The 22,195-nt window shown below is 64.8% G+C and carries 11 protein-coding genes and 1 pseudogene; 8 read left to right on the plus strand and 4 right to left on the minus strand.

What is annotated here, in order from left to right; genetic code table 11:
• The first annotated feature begins 15 nt into the window (after nucleotides 1-15).
• The 4 genes and pseudogenes from GJ668_RS01370 to GJ668_RS01385 all read left to right on the plus strand — a co-directional run bounded on the left by GJ668_RS01370 (nucleotide 16) and on the right by GJ668_RS01385 (nucleotide 9,939).
• On the plus strand, nucleotides 16-7,164 hold the full coding sequence (locus GJ668_RS01370) for a beta strand repeat-containing protein (RefSeq protein WP_222930736.1): 7,149 nt from the start codon (nucleotides 16-18) through the stop codon (nucleotides 7,162-7,164).
• Between the two features lie 494 nt (nucleotides 7,165-7,658).
• Nucleotides 7,659-8,508: pseudogene (locus tag GJ668_RS01375) on the plus strand (IS5 family transposase).
• Nucleotides 8,509-8,708: 200 nt separating this feature from the next.
• Nucleotides 8,709-9,125: a PaaI family thioesterase gene (locus GJ668_RS01380; RefSeq protein ID WP_155448330.1), complete on the plus strand. Its 417-nt coding sequence runs from the start codon at nucleotides 8,709-8,711 to the stop codon at nucleotides 9,123-9,125.
• The gene (locus tag GJ668_RS01385; protein ID WP_425482465.1) at nucleotides 9,112-9,939 is read left to right on the plus strand and encodes a competence/damage-inducible protein A; all 828 of its coding nucleotides are present in this window, start codon (nucleotides 9,112-9,114) and stop codon (nucleotides 9,937-9,939) included. Before GJ668_RS01380 ends, GJ668_RS01385 begins: the two co-directional genes overlap by 14 nt.
• A gap of 16 nt (nucleotides 9,940-9,955) precedes the next feature.
• On the opposite strand, the gene GJ668_RS01390 is transcribed toward GJ668_RS01385, so the two are convergent.
• Complete coding sequence (locus GJ668_RS01390) at nucleotides 9,956-10,291, minus strand: flagellar protein FliT (RefSeq protein ID WP_155448331.1); 336 nt, start codon at nucleotides 10,289-10,291, stop codon at nucleotides 9,956-9,958.
• Nucleotides 10,292-10,369: 78 nt separating this feature from the next.
• On the opposite strand from GJ668_RS01390, the gene GJ668_RS01395 reads away from it, so the two are divergent.
• The 4 genes from GJ668_RS01395 to GJ668_RS01410 all read left to right on the plus strand — a co-directional run bounded on the left by GJ668_RS01395 (nucleotide 10,370) and on the right by GJ668_RS01410 (nucleotide 15,971).
• Nucleotides 10,370-11,602: an efflux RND transporter periplasmic adaptor subunit gene (locus GJ668_RS01395; protein WP_155448332.1), complete on the plus strand. Its 1,233-nt coding sequence runs from the start codon at nucleotides 10,370-10,372 to the stop codon at nucleotides 11,600-11,602.
• Nucleotides 11,599-14,760, plus strand: a complete 3,162-nt coding sequence (locus tag GJ668_RS01400; protein ID WP_155448333.1) for an efflux RND transporter permease subunit — start codon at nucleotides 11,599-11,601, stop codon at nucleotides 14,758-14,760. The genes GJ668_RS01395 and GJ668_RS01400 overlap by 4 nt, the downstream gene beginning before the upstream one ends.
• 139 nt (nucleotides 14,761-14,899) lie before the next feature.
• The gene (locus tag GJ668_RS01405; RefSeq protein WP_343032161.1) at nucleotides 14,900-15,340 is read left to right on the plus strand and encodes a rhodanese-like domain-containing protein; all 441 of its coding nucleotides are present in this window, start codon (nucleotides 14,900-14,902) and stop codon (nucleotides 15,338-15,340) included.
• A 67-nt stretch (nucleotides 15,341-15,407) separates the two neighbouring features.
• Nucleotides 15,408-15,971, plus strand: coding sequence for a peptidylprolyl isomerase (locus GJ668_RS01410; protein WP_222930737.1), 564 nt, complete (start codon nucleotides 15,408-15,410; stop codon nucleotides 15,969-15,971).
• A 374-nt stretch (nucleotides 15,972-16,345) separates the two neighbouring features.
• Here the strand turns inward: GJ668_RS01410 and GJ668_RS01415 are convergent, their stop codons facing one another.
• The 3 genes from GJ668_RS01415 to nifJ all read right to left on the minus strand — a co-directional run bounded on the left by GJ668_RS01415 (nucleotide 16,346) and on the right by nifJ (nucleotide 21,975).
• Complete coding sequence (locus GJ668_RS01415) at nucleotides 16,346-17,278, minus strand: DNA ligase (RefSeq protein WP_155448334.1); 933 nt, start codon at nucleotides 17,276-17,278, stop codon at nucleotides 16,346-16,348.
• A 24-nt stretch (nucleotides 17,279-17,302) separates the two neighbouring features.
• Nucleotides 17,303-18,319, minus strand: coding sequence for a dihydroorotate dehydrogenase-like protein (locus GJ668_RS01420; RefSeq protein WP_155448335.1), 1,017 nt, complete (start codon nucleotides 18,317-18,319; stop codon nucleotides 17,303-17,305).
• 74 nt (nucleotides 18,320-18,393) lie between these two features.
• Entirely contained in the window at nucleotides 18,394-21,975 is a 3,582-nt protein-coding gene (nifJ, locus tag GJ668_RS01425; RefSeq protein WP_155448336.1) for a pyruvate:ferredoxin (flavodoxin) oxidoreductase, read from the minus strand.
• Between the last annotated feature and the right edge of the window lie 220 nt (nucleotides 21,976-22,195).

The raw sequence follows: 22,195 nt of genomic DNA on the forward strand, positions 1-22,195 counted from the left end.
GATCCGGCCTCGCGCATGGTCGCCGACGGCGCCACCACCACCTTCACCGTCACCCCCGACAGCGGCTACACCGCTAGCGCCACCGGCTGCGACGGCAGTCTCTCCGGCACCACCTACACCACCGGCCCCATCACCGCCGCCTGTACCGTCAGCGCCAGCTTCGAGCAGGCCGGCTTGAGCGTCAGCGAGAGCGCTGGCAGTACCCTGGTCGACGAAGACGGCAGCAGCGACAGCTTCACCGTCGTGCTCACGGCCAAGCCCAACAGCGACGTCGTGCTCGACCTCAGCAGCGCCGACACGGGCGAAGCCACCGTCAGTCCCGCCACGCTGACCTTCACCAACGCCAACTGGGACGCGCCCCAAAGCGTCACCGTGACCGGTGTCGATGACGCCCTGGTCGATGGCGATCAGCGCACTGACATCACCCTCAGCGTGGTCGACGCCAGCTCCGACGATGCCTTCGACGGTCTCGCCAACGAGACCCTCAGCGTGACCACCACCGATGACGACACGGCCGGGCTCGACATCGTCGAAAGCGACGGCAACACCCAAATCCAGGAAAACGGCAGCAGCGACAGCTTCACCGTGCGTCTCACCAGTCAGCCGCTCAGCGCTGTCGTCCTCGACGTCAGCAGCCCGGACAGCGGCGAGGCCAGCGTGGATCCGGCCAGCCTGACCTTCACTAACACCAACTGGGATCAACCCCAGACCGTGACCGTCACCGGCGTCAATGACGACCTCATCGACGGCAACCAGACCACCCAGATCCAGCTCGCCGTCGACGCCGACGCCTCCGACGACACCTACGACGCGCTCGGCATCCGCCAGGTCGCTACCACCACCCTCGACGACGACACCGCCGAGTTCACCGTCGCCGAGACCGATGGCGACACCTTGATCAGCGAGGACGGCAGTACCGACAGTCTCAGCGTCGTGCTCAACACCCAGCCCGACAGCGACGTCACCATCGCCGTCGGCAGCGACAACACCGCCGAGGCCACGGTCAGTCCGAGCCGCCTCACCTTTACCAGCTCCGACTGGGATCAGGCGCAAAGCGTCACGGTCACCGGCGTTGACGATGCCTTCATCGACGGTCCCCAGGAGAGTCGACTCACCTTCAGCGTCGCCGCCGACTCCGATCCGAACTTCGTCGGGCTATACGACTGGGAGATCGGTGTCACCACCCGTGACGACGACACCGCCGGCTTCACCCTCAGCGAGACCGACGGCGACACCCAGGTCAGCGAGGGCGCCACCACCGACCTCATTGAGGTGGTGCTCAACGCCCGCCCGAGCAGCGACGTCATCCTCCTGGTCAGCAGCACCGACACCGACGAGGCCAGCGTCAGCCCGGCCAGCCTCACCTTCACCAGCGCCAACTGGGACAGTCCCCAACAGGTCGTGGTGACGGGCGTCGACGACACCCTCATCGACGGCGAACAGCGCACCCTGCTGACCTTCAGCGTCGATCCCGGCTCCGATACCGACTTCCTCGGCGTGGCCGACGAAGCGGTCAGCGTCACCACCAGCGACGACGACAGCGCCGGTCTCACCCTGACCGAGACCGCCGGCACCACCCAAGTCAGCGAGAGCGGCACCACCGACAGCGTCACCCTGGTGCTCAATGCCGGCCCCGCGAGCGACGTCGTCGTCCAGGTCAGCAGCGCCGACACCGGCGAGGTCACCGCCAGTCCCGCCAGCCTCACCTTCACCCCCGCCAACTGGGACCAACCCCAAACGGTCACCCTCACCGGCGTTGACGACAGCGCGGACGACGGCGACCAGACCACGACCGTCACCTTCGGCATCGATGCCGCCCGCTCCGACGACGCCTACGACGGCCTCGCCAACCGCGAGCTGCTGGTGGGCACCACTGATAACGACTTCACCGTCACCCCCAGCGCCGGCCTGAACGGGCGCATCAGCCCGGACACGCCCCAGGTCGCGACCGCCAATACGCAAGTCACTTTCACCGTCACGCCCGACAGCGGTTACACCGCCAGCGCCACCGGCTGCGACGGCACCTTAAGCGGGACGACCTACACCACGGGGCCGATCACCGGCGCCTGCACCGTCACCGCGACCTTCAGCCAGGACAGTTACACGGTCAACGCCACCGCCGGCGAGCACGGCAGTATTGATCCGGCCTCGCGCACCGTCGCCCACGGCGGCACCACCACCTTTACCGTCACGCCCGACAGCGGCTACACCGCTAGTGCCACCGGCTGCGGCGGCAACCTGAGCGGTAACACCTACACCACCGGCCCCATCACCGCTGCCTGTACGGTCAGCGCCAGCTTCAGCCTGACACCGGTCACCCACAGCGTCACCGCCACCGCTGGCGCCCACGGCGGCATTGATCCGGCCTCGCGCACCGTCGCCGACGGCGCGACCACCACCTTCACCGTCACCCCCGACAGCGGCTACACCGCCAGCGTGGGTGGCACCTGCGGCGGTAGTCTGAGCGGCAGCACCTACACCACCGGCGCCATCACCGCCGACTGTACGGTCAGCGCCAGCTTCAGCCTGACACCGGTCACCCACAGCGTCACCGCCACGGCGGGCGACCACGGCAGTATCGATCCGGCCTCGCGCATGGTCGCCGACGGCGCCACCACCACCTTCACCGTCACCCCCGACAGCGGCTACACCGCTAGCGCCACCGGCTGCGACGGCAGTCTCTCCGGCACCACCTACACCACCGGCCCCATCACCGCCGCCTGTACCGTCAGCGCCAGCTTCGAGCAGGCCGGCTTGAGCGTCAGCGAGAGCGCTGGCAGTACCCTGGTCGACGAAGACGGCAGCAGCGACAGCTTCACCGTCGTGCTCACGGCCAAGCCCAACAGCGACGTCGTGCTCGACCTCAGCAGCGCCGACACGGGCGAAGCCACCGTCAGTCCCGCCACGCTGACCTTCACCAACGCCAACTGGGACGCGCCCCAAAGCGTCACCGTGACCGGTGTCGATGACGCCCTGGTCGATGGCGATCAGCGCACTGACATCACCCTCAGCGTGGTCGACGCCAGCTCCGACGATGCCTTCGACGGTCTCGCCAACGAGACCCTCAGCGTGACCACCACCGATGACGACACGGCCGGGCTCGACATCGTCGAAAGCGACGGCAACACCCAAATCCAGGAAAACGGCAGCAGCGACAGCTTCACCGTGCGTCTCACCAGTCAGCCGCTCAGCGCTGTCGTCCTCGACGTCAGCAGCCCGGACAGCGGCGAGGCCAGCGTGGATCCGGCCAGCCTGACCTTCACTAACACCAACTGGGATCAACCCCAGACCGTGACCGTCACCGGCGTCAATGACGACCTCATCGACGGCAACCAGACCACCCAGATCCAGCTCGCCGTCGACGCCGACGCCTCCGACGACACCTACGACGCGCTCGGCATCCGCCAGGTCGCTACCACCACCCTCGACGACGACACCGCCGAGTTCACCGTCGCCGAGACCGATGGCGACACCTTGATCAGCGAGGACGGCAGTACCGACAGTCTCAGCGTCGTGCTCAACACCCAGCCCGACAGCGACGTCACCATCGCCGTCGGCAGCGACAACACCGCCGAGGCCACGGTCAGTCCGAGCCGCCTCACCTTTACCAGCTCCGACTGGGATCAGGCGCAAAGCGTCACGGTCACCGGCGTTGACGATGCCTTCATCGACGGTCCCCAGGAGAGTCGACTCACCTTCAGCGTCGCCGCCGACTCCGATCCGAACTTCGTCGGGCTATACGACTGGGAGATCGGTGTCACCACCCGTGACGACGACACCGCCGGCTTCACCCTCAGCGAGACCGACGGCGACACCCAGGTCAGCGAGGGCGCCACCACCGACCTCATTGAGGTGGTGCTCAACGCCCGCCCGAGCAGCGACGTCATCCTCCTGGTCAGCAGCACCGACACCGACGAGGCCAGCGTCAGCCCGGCCAGCCTCACCTTCACCAGCGCCAACTGGGACAGTCCCCAACAGGTCGTGGTGACGGGCGTCGACGACGCCCTCATCGACGGCGAACAGCGCACCCTGCTGACCTTCAGCGTCGATCCCGGCTCCGATACCGACTTCCTCGGCGTGGCCGACGAAGCGGTCAGCGTCACCACCAGCGACGACGACAGCGCCGGTCTCACCCTGACCGAGACCGCCGGCACCACCCAAGTCAGCGAGAGCGGCACCACCGACAGCGTCACCCTGGTGCTCAATGCCGGCCCCGCGAGCGACGTCGTCGTCCAGGTCAGCAGCGCCGACACCGGCGAGGTCACCGCCAGTCCCGCCAGCCTCACCTTCACCCCCGCCAACTGGGACCAACCCCAAACGGTCACCCTCACCGGCGTCGACGACAGCACGGACGACGGCGACCAGACCACGACCGTCACCTTCGGCATCGATGCCGCCCGCTCCGACGACGCCTACGACGGCCTCGCCAACCGCGAGCTGCTGGTGGGCACCACTGATAACGACTTCACCGTCACCCCCAGCGCCGGCCTGAACGGGCGCATCAGCCCGGACACGCCCCAGGTCGCGACCGCCAATACGCAAGTCACTTTCACCGTCACGCCCGACAGCGGTTACACCGCCAGCGCCACCGGCTGCGACGGCACCTTAAGCGGGACGACCTACACCACGGGGCCGATCACCGGCGCCTGCACCGTCACCGCGACCTTCAGCCAGAGCCGCTACAGCATTACCCCCGCAGCGGGCGCAAATGGCAGCCTCAGCCCGGCTGGGGCGCAAACCGTCATCCACGGTGCGACGACCACGTTCACGGTGACGCCCGCCAGCGGCTATGGCATCGCCAGCGTCAGTGGGTGCGGCGGCACCCTCAACGGCGGCCTCTACACCACCGGCCCCATCACCGGTGACTGCACCGTCAGCGCCAGCTTTAGCGCCACCAACACCACCACGGCCATCACGCGCGTCAACCCCTCGCCCTCCAAGATCGGTCAGGCGGTGACGGTGAATTTCGGTGTCACCTCAACTGAGACGGGCTTGAACGGCACGGTCATGGTGACCGCCCAGGACGGGACGACCTGTTCCGATGCGGTTACAACCGCCGGGACTAGCGTCACTGGCAGTTGTCAACTGACCTTCGCTACCGCCGGGGCCAAGACCCTGATCGCCCGCTACAGCGGCACGGCTGATTCCAGCGCCTCGGCGGGCACCAACCATCTGGTGGCGGACACTCCGACGCTGGCGACTCCGAGCCTCAACAGCGGCGTGGTCGGCGTGCCCTATGCGATGCAACTGGTCGCCAGCGGCGGGGTCGCGCCTTATACCTTTAGCTCCAGCGATTCGGATCTGGCTGGCACGGGTTTGACCCTGAGCGGCAGCGGCCTGCTGTCCGGCACCCCGGCCAGCCCGCAAACGCCCACGCTGACCCTCATCGTCACCGATGCCCTGGGCCAGACCAGCACGCGCGATTATCCGCTGACCCTGATCAACCAACTCACCGTCGCCACCACCAGCCTGCCCGACGGCTTGGTCAACGCGCCCTATATCCAGACCCTGGAAGCGGTCGGCGGGCAGACGCCCTACGTCTGGAGCCTCGCCAGTGGCAGCCTGCCAGTGGGCTTGACCCTCGACCCGGCCACCGGCAGGCTGAGCGGCACCCCGACCGCGATCGGCACCAGCGCCAGCTTCACGATCCGGGTCACGGATGCCGCCAACCGCCGCGCCGATCAGGCGTTGACCCTGACCACGACGGCACCGAACGTGGTGAAAACGGGTACGGTCGATGGCGCCGCGTTCACGGTATCGGGCAACCTGACACCCGAGGGCGGCGGGGCGACCTGCACCCTAGACGACCAGACCACCCGGATCGTCAATGTGGCGACACCGGGCGATCCCGATGCGCCACCCGTGGCGCCTGACGACACGACCCTGCCCTATGGCTTGCTCAAGTTCACCGTCCAGGGCTGCACCCCCGGCGCGACTCGGCTGACCGTGCGACTGGTCTATCCCGACGCCCTGCCGGTGGGGACGCGCTACTGGAAATACGGCAAGACCGCCGACACGCCGACCGACCACTGGTACGTCCTGCCCACGGCCGTCATCGCCGGCAACACCGTCAGTTTCAGCATCACCGACGGCGGATTGGGTGACGACGACCTGAGCGCCAACGGCAGCATCACCGACCCGGGCGGCCCGGGCGATCCGATTCTGACCATCGGTGGCACGCCGGGCGCGGGCCGGGTCGGCAGCGCCTACAACGCAGCGCTGACGGTGACCGACGGATCTGGCCCGAACAACTACGTTTGGAGTCTCGCTGCCGGCGGCCTGCCGCCCGGCGTGACCCTCAACGCCGTTACCGGCGCCTTGACCGGCACACCAACCCTGGCAGGCACCTTCAACTTCAGCGTGCAACTGGTCGATATCGGCAACGCCAACGCCAGCACCACGCGCGCCTTTGGCGTGACTATCGCCGCTGCTGGCGGCGGGGGCGCCGTCAACGGCACCTGCGGCAGCGCCCACAACGGCCTTTTCGACGACCTGCCGACCAACCCGAGCGCCCTCTGCGCCAGCGGTACCCCCAGCACGATCAGCGGCAGCGGCCCCTGGAGCTGGAGCTGTCTCGGCAGCAACGGCGGCAGTCCCGCCAGTTGTAACGCCAGCCTCGCGACTGTCGCCACCTATACCGTGACGACGAGCGCCCGCACCGGCGGCACTCTCAGCCCGCCCTCGCGCGTGGTGAATGCGGGCGACACCGCCACCTTCACCCTCATCCCCGCCACGGGCTATGCGATCAGCAGTGCCAGCGGCTGCGGCGGCACCCTGAGCGGCAGCACCTACACCACCGGCGCCATCACCGGCGCCTGTACGGTCAGCGCTACCTTCAGCCAAGTCAGCTACAGCGTCACCGCCACGGCCGGCGACCACGGCGGCATCGATCCGGTCGCGCGCACCGTCGCCCACGGCGGCACCACCAACTTCACCGTCACGCCAGACACCGGCTACACCGCCAGCGTCGGCGGCACCTGCGACGGCAGTCTGAGCGGCACGACCTATACCACGAGTGCCATCACCACCGATTGCACGATCGTGGCGAGCTTTAGTGCTGTGCCTACCGCAACCGCCATCCCCACTCTATCGACGTGGGGCATGATGCTGCTCATGGGGCTCTTGGTGTTGTTGGGAGCGGTTTGGAAACGACCGCCTGTTTGATCCCGCGCATGCCAAGCGTTCAGCGGGGCCAAAGCAAGACGGGGCCAGCGCTGGGAGTGCTGGCGTCCGGCGCACAACACCATGATCGACCGGCCTTGAGGACTGATCGCCTCCTAGCCGGCTGTGCGCTCGGCAATCGGCGGCTGTCCCGACCGCCGGTCGAAGATCACCAGCCAAGCCAGGGAGTCCACTTCGTCGAGCAGCAGCACCGCCGGTGCGCGGATCAATGCCGGCCCAGAAGTCCAGCATTGCCGTCAACCGATATTTCTTCTGGTCGATCAGGCTGAGGATCTCGTCGAGATCCCAACGCGACAGCGGCGGCAGACTGTAATGATCGTCGGTTCGATTCGGACCTTCGGTGTTGAAGAAGCGCATGGCGGGGTCTCCGCAGCCTGGCATCGAGTCACCTAAGGAAACACTGAACAATTCCTTTTTGGCGAAGGGGCCTGAGTGATATCCTTGCGCCCTGTGTTCGCCACCGAAGCCAGACGGCCATGCCCAAGAGACACGCCCCGAAGCAGAAGTACCAGATGCGCCGTGAACGGTTCTTGTCGGAGATGGAACAGGTGGTGCCGTGGTCGGCGTTGCTGGAGGCTGGAGCCGTCGTATTATCCGAACGCGGCGGGTCGGCGCGGGCGTCCGCCGGTGGGTCTGGAGCGGAGCTGTGAGTCGGTGCCGGATGCCACGACGCTGTTGAAGTTCCGCCGCTGGCTGGAGGCGCACGCGTTGACAGAGAGGATCTTCGAGACGATCAACACGCGGCTGAGTGAACATGGGCTGTTGAGGCGCCAGGCGACCTTGGTGGATGCCACGATCATCGCCGCGCCCTCCTCGACGAAGAACAAGGCGAAGGCGCGCGATGCGCAGATGCACGCCATGCGCAAGGGGAATCAATGGTACTTCGGGCTGAAGGCCCATATTGGGGTCGATGCTGAGTCGGGGCTGGTGCCTACGCTGACGGCCACACCGGCCAACACGGCCGATATCACCGAGACCTCCAAGCTGTTGCATGGTCAGGAGGAGGCGGTGTTCGCCGATGCGGGCTACATTGGAGCCGAGAAGCGCGAGGAGCTGGCCAAGTGCCAAGTCACCTGGTACATCGCCGCCAAGCGAAGCCAGGTGGAGGCCATCGAGGATGAAGAACTCAAGGGCCTGGTCAAGCACGTCGAGCGCCTGAAAGCCTCGGTGCGGGCGCGCGTCGAACATCCGTTTCACATCGTCAAGAACCTGTTTGGCTACCGCAAGGTGCGCTACAAGGGGCTGGCTAAGAACCGCGCTCAATTCCACGCCATGTTTGCGCTGGCGAACCTGGTGCGCGCCAAGTCGGCGCTGTTGGCCGCCTGACAGGGCCTTACCGCCGCAGATCAGACGACAAAACCGCCCACACGCCATCGAAGTGGACCAAAGCGGTGGCTGAATGGAGCGCGAAAGGCTCATGACAGAGCGACTGGAAACAAAATGTTTGTGAAAAATGGCACTTTAAGTGTTAACGAGTGGTGAGCGTGATTTGATCAGCGTTTCCCCAAAAGTAATTTGACCCTCCCATGAATCCAAGCCAAATTCAGGACTTCTTCCGTAACGACCGTTTCGCCGCCCATGTCGGCATCGAGCTGCTGGAGGTCGGGCCGGGGCGCGCGCGTGCCCAGTTGATGATCGACGACCGGCATCTGAATGCCGTCGGCGTGGCGCATGGCGCGGCCATCTTCAGCTTGGCCGATCTGGTGTTCGCGGTCGCCTCCAACTCGCATGGCACAGTCGCGCTCGGCGTGAACGTCTCGGTCTCCTTCATGAAGGCCGCAAAGCGCGGACGCCTGATCGCCGAGGCCGAAGAGGTCTCGATCAATCCCAAGCTCGCCACCTATCTGATCCGCGTCAGCGATGAGGCGGGGCAGCCCGTCGCGCTGATGCAGGGGACCGTCTATCGCAAGCAGGAGTCACTTGATGACTATGTCGGTCGCTGATGAACGCTCGCCCGCTGCCGGGATCGAGCCGCTGGACGAATCAGATGAAGAGGCCCGCGAGCCGACGGCCTTCGGCCTGATCGTCATCGGCGACGAGGTGCTCAATGGCGCGCGTGTCGATGCGCATCTAGCGGCCTTCAAGCGCCTGATCGGCGAGCGCGGCCATACCCTGGCCTGGTACTGGATGCTCCCCGACGACCCGGATGGGCTGACAGCGCATCTGCGCTTCTCGATGCGGCGGCCCGATCCGGTCTTCGTCTGCGGTGGCATCGGTGCGACCCCGGACGATCACACCCGCGCCTGCGCTGCCGCCGCGGCGCATGTCGAGCTGATGCGCCATCCCGAGGCCGCGCGTCTGATCGAGGATAAGTTCGGCGAGTCGGCCTATCCGCATCGCATCCTCATGGCCGATCTGCCCGCCGGGGCCGAGCTTATCCCGAATCCGGTCAATCAGATGCCTGGATTCACGCTGGCACGGCACTGGTTCCTGCCGGGATTCCCCAAGATGGCCTGGCCGATGGCCGAATGGGCGCTGGATCAGCACTTCGGGCGCTGTGTTCAGGTGCGCGAATCGGCCGTGCTGGTGCGCGGCGTGCCCGAGAGTCAGTTGATCCCGCTGATGCGTCGTCTGACGCTGGAGTATCCCGAACTCAAGCACTTCAGCCTGCCGCACATGGGCGATAATCCGCATATCCGGTTCGGCTTTCGCGGGCGCGATGGACTCGATGCGGCCATGCGCGATCTGCGTCAGGCACTCGATGAGGCGGCGATCGCCTATGTCGAGGCGCCGGACGAAGACACGTCGAGCGCCTGAGTATCGGCGTCGTCGTTCAGGAATGCCCGCTGTCGCGATAGGCCCGCTGCATGCGGCTGAGCTTGTCGATGCGGCTCTCGCCCTGAAGCTCAGCGATGGCCTCGCTCAGAGCCTGCCGCTGGGCGCTGGCGAGCGCGGCCACGGTCGCCTCCTGCCGGCGCACTGTGCGCAGACGCTCAGCATCCGATTCGCTCAGAGGTTCGTGCTCAGCGCGCTCGACGATCGACTCGATCAGGACGCGGCGGCGTTTCTGTAAACGCTCGACCATGTCCCAGTCGTCGCCCTGGGCAGCCGGCTTCATCTGCTCCGTTGCAGCGACCAGGTCAGTGATGAGATCTGTCAGATTGGCCATCTGTACCCTCCAGCGGTACCCGATCCAGGGGTGTCGGTTTAATATGCCAGCTTCGCTCACGCCCGACGAGGATCTCAGATGTCTACCCAGACCGCCATGCTGGAACGCCGGATCTCGCCTGCTCGCTTGTCTTTGCGCTTAGGTTTCCCGCCGCCTATCCTGACATCCGTTCGGCGTCTCCAGGTCGCGGTACTCGGCGTTGCACTCGTGCTGGCGCTCAGTGCCTGTGAACCCGCGAAGCCCACGGCAACCCAGCGCGAAATGCCGCCGCCGAGCGTGATCGCGGTCGCGGCCGAGACCAAGACCATCGAGCAGGAGGCCAGCTTCGTCGGGCGTGTGGTCGCGGTCAATCGGGTCGAGCTGCGTGCGCGGGTCGAGGGCTTCCTCAAGGAACGGCTTTTCAAGGAAGGCCAGACAGTCGCCGTTGGCGATGTGCTGTTCATGATCGAGCCGGATCAATACGAAGCCGTCGTCGAGCAGCGCGCCGCCGATCTGGAGAAGGCCAAGGCCGATTCGCAGAACGCCGATGCCCAGCTCGCGCGCGGTCTGGAACTGCTCAAGCAGAAGAACATCGCTCAGGCCAAGGTCGACGAACTCCAGGCCGCTGCCGCCGTCGCCAAGGCCAGTATCGCCCAGGCTCAGGCCGCCCTGAACGCCGCGCGCCTGGATCTGAGCTACACCCAGATCACCGCGCCAATCGCCGGGCGCGTCGGTCTGTCCAGCCTGAGCGTCGGCAATATGGTCGGCCCGTCCTCGGGCGTGCTGGCCACTCTCGTCAGCCGTGATCCGATCCATGTCCAGTTCCCCGTTACCCAGCGTGATCTGCTCGCGGCACGACAGCAGATCGCGGCCAAGGGCGGTGATCCGCGTCAGGTCGTGATCCAGGTGCGTCTGCCCAACGGCCAGCTCTACGCGCAGTCCGGGCACCTGGACTTCGTCGATGTGACGACCGATCAGACGACCGATTCGGTGACCCTGCGCGCCGAGCTGCCCAATCCCGATGGCACACTGGTCGATGGTCAGTATGTCGGCGTGGTGGTGCAGAGCGGCACGCCGGAGTCGGCGATCCTCATCCCGCAAGCCGCGCTCCAGATCGATCAGCAGGGACTCTATGTGCTGATCGTCGATACTGAGAGTAAGGCTCAGGTGCGCCGCGTCAAGACCGGCCAGTCCAGGGGCGCCGAGATCGTCATCACCCAGGGGCTGGCCGCTGGTGAGCTGGTCATCAGCGAGGGTGTCCAGGGCGTCACCCCCGGCCAGCCGGTCAAGGCGGTGCCGCCCCAATCGGTTAAAGCGGAGACACAGCCATGATCTCCGACGTTTTCATCGACCGCCCACGGCTGGCGATCGTCATCTCGGTGGTCCTGACCCTCGTCGGTCTGGTCGCCATCACCCAGCTTCCGGTCGCCCAGTTTCCTGACATCGTCCCGCCCCAGGTCTCGGTGAGCACCAGCTATCCGGGCGCGAGCGCGTCCGTGGTCGAGTCGACCGTTGCTCAGCCGATCGAGTCGCGCGTCAACGGCGTCGACAACATGCTCTACATGAAGTCGTCGAGCAACAATGACGGCAGCTATACGCTCACCGTCACCTTCGCGCTCGGCACCGACCCGGACATCAACACGGTCAATGTCCAGAACCGCGCCAATCTGGCCATGGCCCAGCTCCCGGAGGAGGTCAAGCGCCAGGGGCTGATCGTCAAGAAGAAGTCCTCGGCCATGTTGCAGGTGGTGGCGCTCTATTCGCCCAAGAACGCCTATGATGCGCTCTTTCTGAGCAACTATGCCGCCATCAACATCATCGACACCCTGGCGCGCGTGACCGGTGTCGGCGAGGTCGCGCAGTTCGGGCCGCTCGACTACAGCCTGCGCATCTGGCTCGATTCTGACCGGCTGACCGCGCTGGATCTGACACCCTCGGACGTGGTCTCGGCGATCCAGAGCCAGAACGTCCAGGCGGCGGTCGGGCGCATCGGCGCCCAACCCATGACCTCGGATCAGCAGTTCCAGATCACGCTCCAGACCCAGGGTCGGCTGAGCAGTGTCGAGGAGTTCGAGCAGATCCTGGTGCGTGCCAATCCGGACGGCTCGCGCATCCTGGTGCGTGATCTCGGGCGGGTGGAACTCGGTGCCAAGCAGTCCGATGCCGTCAGCCGGCTCGACGGGGGGCCCACGGCGGCCATGGCGATCTATCTGGCCCCTGGAGCGAACGCGGTGGCGGTGGCCGAGGGTGTCGACGCCGCCATGCAAAAGCTCGCCGAGCGCTTCCCGGACGATCTCGATTACGCGGTCGTCTATGACACCACGGACTTCGTCAAGGCCAGTCTGGAGAAGGTGGTCCACACGCTCTTCGAAGCCTTCGTGCTGGTCATCCTGGTGGTGTTCCTGTTTCTTGGCAGTTGGCGTGCGACCCTCATTCCGCTGATCGCCGTACCCGTGGCCCTGATCGGCACCTTCGCCTTCCTGCTGCTGATCGGTTTCTCGGTCAATACCATCTCGCTGCTGGCCATGGTGCTGGCCATCGGCATCGTGGTCGACGATGCCATCGTGGTGGTCGAGAACGTCGAGCGCCTCATGGAAGAAGAAGGGCTGTCGCCGCGCGAAGCGTCCAAGAAAGCGATGGGCCAGATCACCGGACCCATCATCGCCATCAGCCTGGTGCTGCTGTCGGTGTTCCTGCCGGTGGCCTTCATTCCGGGCATTACCGGGCAGTTGTTCCAGCAGTTCGCGGCCGTGGTCGCTTTCTCGATGCTGATCTCGGCGATCAATGCGCTCACGCTCTCGCCGGCGCTGTGCGCCATCCTGCTCAAACCGACCCATCACAGGCGCGGACCCATGCGCTATGTCCTGGGCGGCATCGACCGGGTGCGCGACGGCTATGCGTCCGTGGTGCGGCGTCTGGTGCGCTTCTCGCTCCTGGTGCTGGTGCTGATCGCCGGCGTTGGGCTGGCGACCGGCTGGCTGTTCAAGATCACGCCGACCGGCTTCCTGCCGACCGAGGATCAGGGCGCCTTCATGGCCCATGTTCAGTTGCCCGAAGGGGCCTCGGTCAATCGCACCCTGGCGGTCGTCGAGCAGATCGAGCAGATCGTACTCGCCGATCCGGCCGTGGAGCATGTCGTCGCCATCCCTGGCTACAACATCGTCGATGGCAGCATCCAGTCCAATGCCGCCGCGATCGTCGGCCGGCTCAAGCCGTTCGATGAGCGCACCACGCCCGACCTCAAGGCGCCGGCAGTCATCCGGCGCATCGCTATGGAGACGGCTGGGCTGCCAGCGGCGCGTGTCATGCCCTTTAATCTGCCGCCCATCGTGGGTCTGGGCACGGGCAGCGGTTTCGAGTATCAGTTGCTCGATCTCCAGGGCAGTGAGCCGGCCGATCTGGCGGCGGTGATGCGCGGTCTGGTGCTGGCCGCCAATCAGGATCCGATGCTCGCGCGTGTCTATTCGACCTGGAACGCCAACAATCCGCAGATCGATCTCAAGCTCGACCGCGATAAAGCGCAGACGCTCGGGGTGCCGATCAACAGTATCTTCAATGCGCTCCAGTCGATGCTCGGCGGCTACTATGTCAACGACTTCAACCGCTTCGGGCGGGTGTGGCAGGTCAAGATCCAGGGCGAGGCGTCCGATCGCGCCGCCTTCGAGGACGTCTACCGCATCCATGTCCGTAATACCGAGGGCGAGATGGTGCCGCTGCGCGCCCTGATGTCCGCTGAGCTGATCGTCGGCCCCCAGCTCATCCAGCGCTATAACAACTATCGCAGTGTCACGCTCCAGGGTGGTCCCAAACCTGGCTACAGCTCGGGCGAGGCCATCGACGCCATGGAGCGCGTCTCATTCGAGACCCTGCCGAACGGCTATGGCTTCGACTGGACCGGAACGGCCCTGCAGGAGAAAGAGGCCAGCGGCAAGACTTCGATCGTGCTCGGACTAGCGGTGCTCTTTGCCTATCTGTTCCTGGTTGGACTCTATGAAAGCTGGTCGATGCCGGTGGCGGTGCTGCTCTCGGTCACGGTCGGGGCGCTTGGAGCCATGGTCGCGCTCGTGATCGCCCAGTTGCCCAATGATCTCTATGCCCAGGTCGGACTCGTGGTCCTGATCGGACTGGCGAGCAAGAACGCCATCCTCATCGTCGAGTTCGCCATGGAGCAGCGCGCCTCGGGAAAATCCATCCAGGAGGCGGCCGCCACGGGCGCGCGTCTGCGTATCCGTGCCGTGCTCATGACCAGTTTCGCCTTCATTCTGGGACTGGTACCGCTGATTCTGGCCAGCGGGGCCGGGGAGGCCAGTCAGCGTGCGGTCGGCACGGCGGTCTTCGGCGGCATGCTGGCGGCGGCCATCATCGGCATTTTTCTGATCCCGATGCTCTATGTCGTCTTCCAGCGCCTGCGCGAATGGGTGCACGGCGGCGCATCCCGGCGCGACAGTGGTGAAGGCAGCGCCGTTCAGCCAAGCAAGACTCATTCATGAGCAGGCCTGAAATCCGCCCTGTCCTCGGCCTTGCAGGTGTCACGATCTCCGTTGAGCGTGTGCCGTTGTTTCTGGGCTGAACCGCCACCAATCCTGTCTATTGCATACTGTATCCATCAACCGACACGATCCTCATCAAATGACCATGCTGTATCGAACCATCAAACGTTTTGTCACACTCATCGCCACCAGTCTCGTTTTTGTCGCCTGCTCCCAGGCGGCCAGCCCGGATTTCAGCCCTGAGGAGGCGCTCGCCAAGACCCGCTCGGGCGAAATTCTGTTGATCGACATCCGGACCCCGCCCGAGTGGCGCGAGACTGGTGTGGCTCCCGAGGCCCATCGGATCGACATGACCGACCCCAAATTCGTCGAACGTCTGCTTCAGGAGATGGGCGGCGACAAGTCAGCCCCCATCGCCCTGATCTGCCGCACCGGCAATCGCAGTGGCTATGCGCAAAAGCAGTTGCAGTCCATGGGGTTCGACAACGTCCACAACATCCCCGAGGGCATGGCAGGCAGCCGCTCCGGTCCCGGCTGGATTCGTCGCGGTCTGCCGGTGGAGTCCTGCTCCAACTGTTGATCCGGCCCTCGCTCGATCCCTGTCCACCCATCCCAATCGCTGAAAATCACGCCTAAAAGGAAACTCGATGAACACCTCCTCTCTGTTGTTTGCCGCCGCTCTGCTTGCCACCGCCAGCCTTCCAGTCTGGGCCGCCAACCCCGAGGTCGCGCTGGATGTCAGCATCGACGGCAAGCCCGCCGGAACCATCACGATCGAACTCTTCGCCGACGTGGTACCCAAGACGGCCGAGAACTTCCGCGCGCTCTGCACCGGCGAGAAGGGCGAGGGGCTGGCCTATGCCGGCAGTCCCTTTCATCGCATCATCCCCGGCTTCATGATCCAGGGCGGCGACTTCACCAACGGCAATGGCACCGGCGGCAAGTCGATCTATGGCGAGAAGTTCGAGGACGAGAACTTCACCCTCAAGCACGAGTCGGCCGGCACCCTGTCGATGGCCAACGCCGGTCCCAACACCAACGGCTCGCAGTTCTTCATCACGGTCGATTCGACACCCTGGCTTGACGGTCGTCATGTCGTCTTCGGCAAGGTGGTCGAGGGTATGGACGTGGTGCGCGCCATGGAACAGCAGGGCAGCCGCTCGGGCCGCACTCAGACGCCGGTCATGCTCGAAGCCTGCCGTCAGCTCTAAACGACTCGGCCCTGTCATCGCTGGCGCGGTTCGAACGGCGATCCTTGTCGCGACGCGCCAGTCAGGCCGAGATTCAACGCACAGTGAGATAACCGGAGTGGCTCTGTATGCGTTCCAGACAGTTTCCAAGATGGCGGATCGCGTGAGCCTTGGCGAAGGCGATCCGGATTCTGCACGGACCGCGTAAAGCAGGGATATGATGCCAGCCCTATCGAAGTAACGAGCCCGTCCGCGCCATGCTGAATATCCAGAACCTCGCACGGACGGCGGGTGCTGGTTCGACGATCTGAGCGAGACGATTCTGGCCGGCCATCATCAGCCACGGCGAGTACGCTCGCGATGAGGCGGTGGATCGAGCGGGATGAGAGGAGTGCTCAGTCGCGCACGCGCAGAAAACTGGCGAAGCGAGGCACTCCGTTACGGGTACGACCATGATATTTGAAGGTCACTGTACGGCCGATGGGTGGGGGCGAGCGCCGTTCCGCATCGCTGAAACCAGTCCCGAGACGAAAGCGCTGTCCCGAGGGTTCTTCGACCAGGAGTGCGCCCATCATTCCCGCGTATTTGCCCTTGCCGGGCAGATGCGCGATCACCTGCGCTTCGGCATCCAGATAGAGCTTGACCTTGATGAGATCGTCGCTGCGCCCGGCGCGATAGGGGGCGTCCTCGTGATGCAGCATCAGTCCTTCGCCATCAGCCGCGACGATCGTTTCCAGGCGGGCCATCAGGTCGGCATGATCGGCGACCCGGAATTGCTCGACAGGGGCAATGTGTGGATTCTGCGTATCGGCCAGCAGGCGTTCGAGCGTCTGGAGCCGCTCGCCGAAGGGCGCCTCCATCCCAGGCAGATCGAAGACCCTGTAGCGCACCGCGCGCCAGGCATCGTGGTCCGGCTCCAGACGTCGCACCGTCCCTGACAGGGTCTCGAAGGTGCCACGTCCCATCCAGAGTTCGCCGTCCAGCGCGAGGGTTGGAAAGCCCGCCGTGAACCAGTCGGGCGCCGCGATCGGATGGCCGCCGCGCGTGATCAGTCGGCGGCCGTCCCAATAGGCGCGCACACCATCGAGCTTCTCGCTCACCCAGTAGCGCGAAAGATCGATGCCCTCGCGGTAGACATTGGCCAGGGTCAGTCCAGGTGGACTCGCGGGCTGTTCAGTCGCGGTTTCCGTCTCGGTGACGGATCGTGCTGACAGATCCGCCAGGGCCAGCGGTGCGCTGAGGGCCAGGAGTAGCGCCAGGAACGCCCCGCTCCAGACCAAGGAGCGGGCATGGCGTTCTCGGTGCGCAGACGCTCTGTTGTCGAACATGGCGGACAAGAAATGTAAGGATTCTTAGGTCATGACCCCAGGCGCAACGCTGTAGCTATCGAGCACATTGATGTAGTTGGCGCGCTCGAGCTCGGCGGGGTTGGGGACGCTGAGCGCGCTGACCCGACCCCGGAAATCCTCGACCGACTCGAAGCCCTGGTCCTCCATCCAGTCCTCGATACCGCGCAGGATCAGACCCGTATAGGCCGGACCCTTCTGCAGCAGCACACTGCACAGATGCACCACGTCGGTGCCGGCGAGCAGGAGCTTGATGGCGTCCTCTGCGGTATGGATACCGCCCGTGGCACCGAGCGAAAGACCCTGGATACGCCCATACAGGAGCGCGATCCAGCGCATCCCCAGTAGCGCCTCAGCCGATGTCGAGGGATGCAGCCGTGCCTGGAGTCGTAGACCATCGATGTTGATATCGGGCTGATAGAAACGGTTGAACAGCGAGACCCCATTGGCCCCGCTGGCCGCCAGTCGTCCGACGAAATGCCCGATGGAGCTGAAACTCGGCGAGAGCTTCATATTGATCGGGATCTGAATCTGGCCCCGCAGTTCAGTCAACAGATCCAGATAGCGCTGTTCGACCTGCGCGCCGCTCTGGCTGATATCGCCAGCGATATAGTAGACATTGAGTTCGAGCGCATCGGCGCCGGCCTGCTGGAGTTCGAGCGCGTGCTTGACCCAGCCGCCGGCCGTGACCCCATTGAGACTGGCAATCACCGGGATATCCAGACTCTCCTTCAAGCGCCGGATCTGTTCGAGATACCGCTCCAGCCCGTTTTCGAAGTCCTGATGATCCGGCAGGAAGCCGTCTGTGGACTCAGCGAATCCAGTCTCCTGATGATGCAGGAAGCGGGTCATGGATTCAGCCTCGGCGGTGATCGCCTCCTCGAACAGCGAATACATGATGATGGCCGCCGCGCCGTTGTCCTCCAGCTCGCGCGCCGAGCTCAGGCTCTTGGAGAGCGGCGAGGCGGATGGAACCAGGGGGTTCTTGAGAGGCAGTCCGAGATACTCAGTCTTCAGGTTCATGGCCGTCGAAACCTCGTGCTAGAGACGTTGAAATCGGACGGCGGACGGCTGGGCATACCGTCCGCCGCTACGCTTTACTCGGATGCCGGGCCTTTCTGGACGGCCAGATGCGCGAGCTGTTCATAGAGACTGAAGCGCGTGTTCACATGCTTCTGCGCCAGATCGAGGAAGCGCTCGGCGGCCTCGGGATGGGTCCGGGTCAGCAGACTGAACCGGGTCTCGGAGTTGATGAAGTCGCGATAGGGAATACTCGGCGCCTTGTTATCGATGATGAGCGGATTCTCACCGCGCGCGGTGCGGCGCGGGTCATAGCGCAGCAATGGCCAGTGTCCCGAATTGACCGCCATGTCCTGCTGGCGCAGGTTGTTGGACAGATCCACGCCATGGGCGATACAGGGCGAGTAAGCGATGATGATCGAGGGACCGTCGTAGGACTCGGCCTCCAGGAAGGCGCGCACCGTCTGCACGTCCTTGGCGCCGAAGGCAACCTGGGCGACATAGACGGTCTCGTAGGCCATCGCCATCATGGTCAGATCCTTCTTAAACGTCGGCTTGCCGCCGGCGGCGAACTTGGCCACAGCACCGAGCGGCGTGGCCTTGGACTTCTGACCGCCCGTGTTGGAATAGACTTCGGTGTCGAGGATCAGCAGGTTGACGTTGCGCCCGCTGGCGAGCACATGGTCGACGCCGCCATAGCCGATGTCATAGGCCCAGCCGTCGCCGCCGATGATCCAGACACTCCGTTTGACGAGCTGCTCGGCGAGTGCGAGCAGGGTGCGCGCCTCGGCCGAGTCGATCCCGGCGAGCTTGGTCTTGAGCGTCGCGACCCGTTCGCGCTGCTCGTGGATGCCGGATTCGCTCGACTGATCGGCGTGCAGCAGACCATCAACGAGCGTTTCACCGATCTGGCTCGCCAGGCGCACGACCAGTTCGTGCGCCTGCTCGGCTTGTTTGTCGACCGCCAGCCGCAGACCCAGACCGAACTCAGCGTTGTCCTCGAACAGCGAGTTGTTCCAGCTCGGCCCGCGTCCCTCGGTGTTGGCCGTGTAGGGCGTGGTCGGCAGGTTGCCGCCATAGATTGATGAGCAGCCGGTGGCATTGGCGACCAACATACGATCGCCAAAGAGCTGGGTCGCGAGCTTGATATAGGGCGTCTCGCCACAGCCGACGCAGGAGCCGGAGAACTCGAACAGCGGCTGCATCATCATCGCGTGCTTGATCTTGGTCGCGTCGAGCTGAGTGCGGTCATACTCGGGAAGCGTCAGGAAGAAGTCCCAGTTGACTTGTTCAGCGTGCTGAATGTCCTCGACGGGCACCATGTCGAGTGCCTTGTGATTGGGGTCCTGACGGTCGCGGATCGGACAGACCTCGGCGCACAGCCCACAGCCAGTGCAGTCGTCAGGCGCGATCTGGTAGGTGACGCGATAGCCTTCGGGGAAGTCCTTGCCCTTGATCGGGACATGCTTGAAGCTCGCGGGGGCGTGCTCGGTCAGCGCCAGCGGATAGACCTTGGCGCGGATCGCGGCGTGCGGACAGACCAGCGGACACTTGCCGCACTGGGTGCAGAGGCTTTCGTCCCACTTGGGCAGTTGCAGCGCCAGTTGGCGCTTCTCGAAGCGCGTGGTGCCGGTCGGCCAGGTGCCATCGGCGGGCATCAGGCTCACCGGAAGCCGGTCGCCCTGGCCGGCCATGAGTGTCGCTGTGACCCGGCGCACGAACTTGGGCGCGTCATCGGGCACCACGGATGGGCGATCGAAGGTACTGGTGACCTGCGCTGGAATCTGGACCTGGTGCAGCCCGGCAAGCGCGGCGTCGATCGCCTGATAGTTGCGATCGAGCAGTGCTTGGCCCTTCTTGCCATAGGTCTTCTCGACGGCGTGCTTGATGTGGGCGATGGCCTCATCTTTCGGCAGGATGCCTGAGATGGCGAAGAAGCAGGTCTGCATGATGGTGTTGATGCGCCGACCCATGCCAGTCGCCGCCGCGAGGCCGTAGGCGTCGATGACGTAGAAGGACAGCCCCTTGTCGATGATGGTGCGCTGCATGCGCCGTGGCAGGTCGTCCCACACCCGATCGGGCGGGGTGGCCGAGTTGAGCAGGAACACCGCGCCCGGACGCGCCTTGTCGAGCATGTCGTAGCGGGTCAAAAAGGTCGGCTGATGACAGGCGACGAAACTGGCCTCGTTGTCGCCGATCAGATAGGTGCTCTTGATCGGGTTGGGGCCGAAGCGCAGATGGCTGATGGTGACGGCTCCGGCTTTCTTGGAGTCGTACTCGAAATAGCCCTGGCCGTGGTTGGGCGTCTCTTCGGCGATGATCTTGATCGAGTTTTTGTTGGCCGAAACAGTGCCGTCCGAGCCGAGTCCGTAGAAGACGCAGGCGGTCACGCCCTGGATCGCGTCGGCTTTGAAATCGGGATCCCAGGCCAGACTGGTGTGACCGACATCGTCGAGGATGCCGACGGTAAAGGGGTTTTTGGGTGTCTCCTGGGTCAATTCGTCGAAGACCGCCTTGACCATCGTGGGCGTGAATTCCTTGGAACCCAGGCCATAGCGCCCGCCGATGACGCGCGGCATGGCTGGCAGTTCGCCCGCCGAGAAGGCGCGAGCCAGCGCGGTGAGCACGTCCTTGTAGAGCGGCTCGCCATCGGCGCCTGGCTCCTTGGTGCGATCGAGCACGGCGAGATGGGTGGCCGTGACGGGTAGGGCGGCGATGAGGGCCGAGGCATCAAAGGGGCGGAACAGCCGGACCTTGAGCAGTCCGACTTTTTCACCACGCGCGGTCAGATGCTCGACCGTCTCTTCAGCCGCACCGAGTCCCGAACCCATGAGCATCATTACCCGCTCGGCGTCCGGTGCGCCGACATACTCGAACAGCCGGTACTGGCGCCCGGTTAGGGCGGCGAACCGATCCATGACGCCCTGCACGATCGCGGGCGCGGCGGCGTAGTAAGGATTGACGGACTCGCGGCCCTGGAAATAGACGTCCGGGTTCTGCGAGGTGCCGCGCAGCTTGGGATGATCCGGATTGAGTCCGCGCTCGCGATGGGCCTTGACCAGGTCTTCATTGATCAGGGCGCGGATGGTCTCGACCGGCAGACGCTCGATTTTGTTGACTTCGTGCGAGGTGCGGAAACCGTCGAAGAAATGCACGAACGGCAAACGGCTTTCGAGCGTGGCGGCCTGGGCGATGAGTGCGAAGTCCATCGTCTCCTGCACCGAGCCAGCGCACAACATGGCGTAACCAGTGGCGCGACAGGCCATGACATCCGAGTGATCGCCGAAAATCGACAGGGCCTGAGCCGCCAGCGCGCGCGCCGAGACATGAAAAACCGTCGGGGTCAGTTCCCCGGCGATCTTGTACATGTTCGGGATCATCAGCAGCAGGCCCTGTGAGGCGGTGAAGGTGGTCGCCAGCGACCCGCCCTGGAGTGCGCCATGGATGGCGCCGGCGGCGCCGCCCTCGCTTTGCATTTCCACGACATCGGGGACCGTGCCCCACAGATTCCGGACCCCCAGCGAGGACCATTCGTCGGCCCATTCACCCATATTGGAGGAGGGCGTGATGGGATAGATGGCGATGACCTCATTGGTCAGGTGCGCGACGTAAGCGGCGGCCTCGTTGCCGTCGAGTGTGACCAGGCTCTTGTGCGACATCAGACTGTCCATTGGTGTGGGTGGAACGGGATGAGCGCGAAGCGGAATGCCAAGCGCGGCACTCAAGGGCACACTATAGACCGAAAACAGGTCGCGTTGGTGACAGCTCTCGACGAGCGGCGGCACGAATCGGCGTTATCCTGATCGAGATCAAGTGTGCGTGGTGCTGGTTTTGAGCGATGATCCGGCCTTGGGTTCAAATCTTGGGGGACAGAAATAG

This window comes from Allochromatium palmeri, from assembly GCF_009720725.1.
Taxonomy (GTDB): Bacteria; Pseudomonadota; Gammaproteobacteria; order Chromatiales; family Chromatiaceae; genus Thermochromatium; species Thermochromatium palmeri.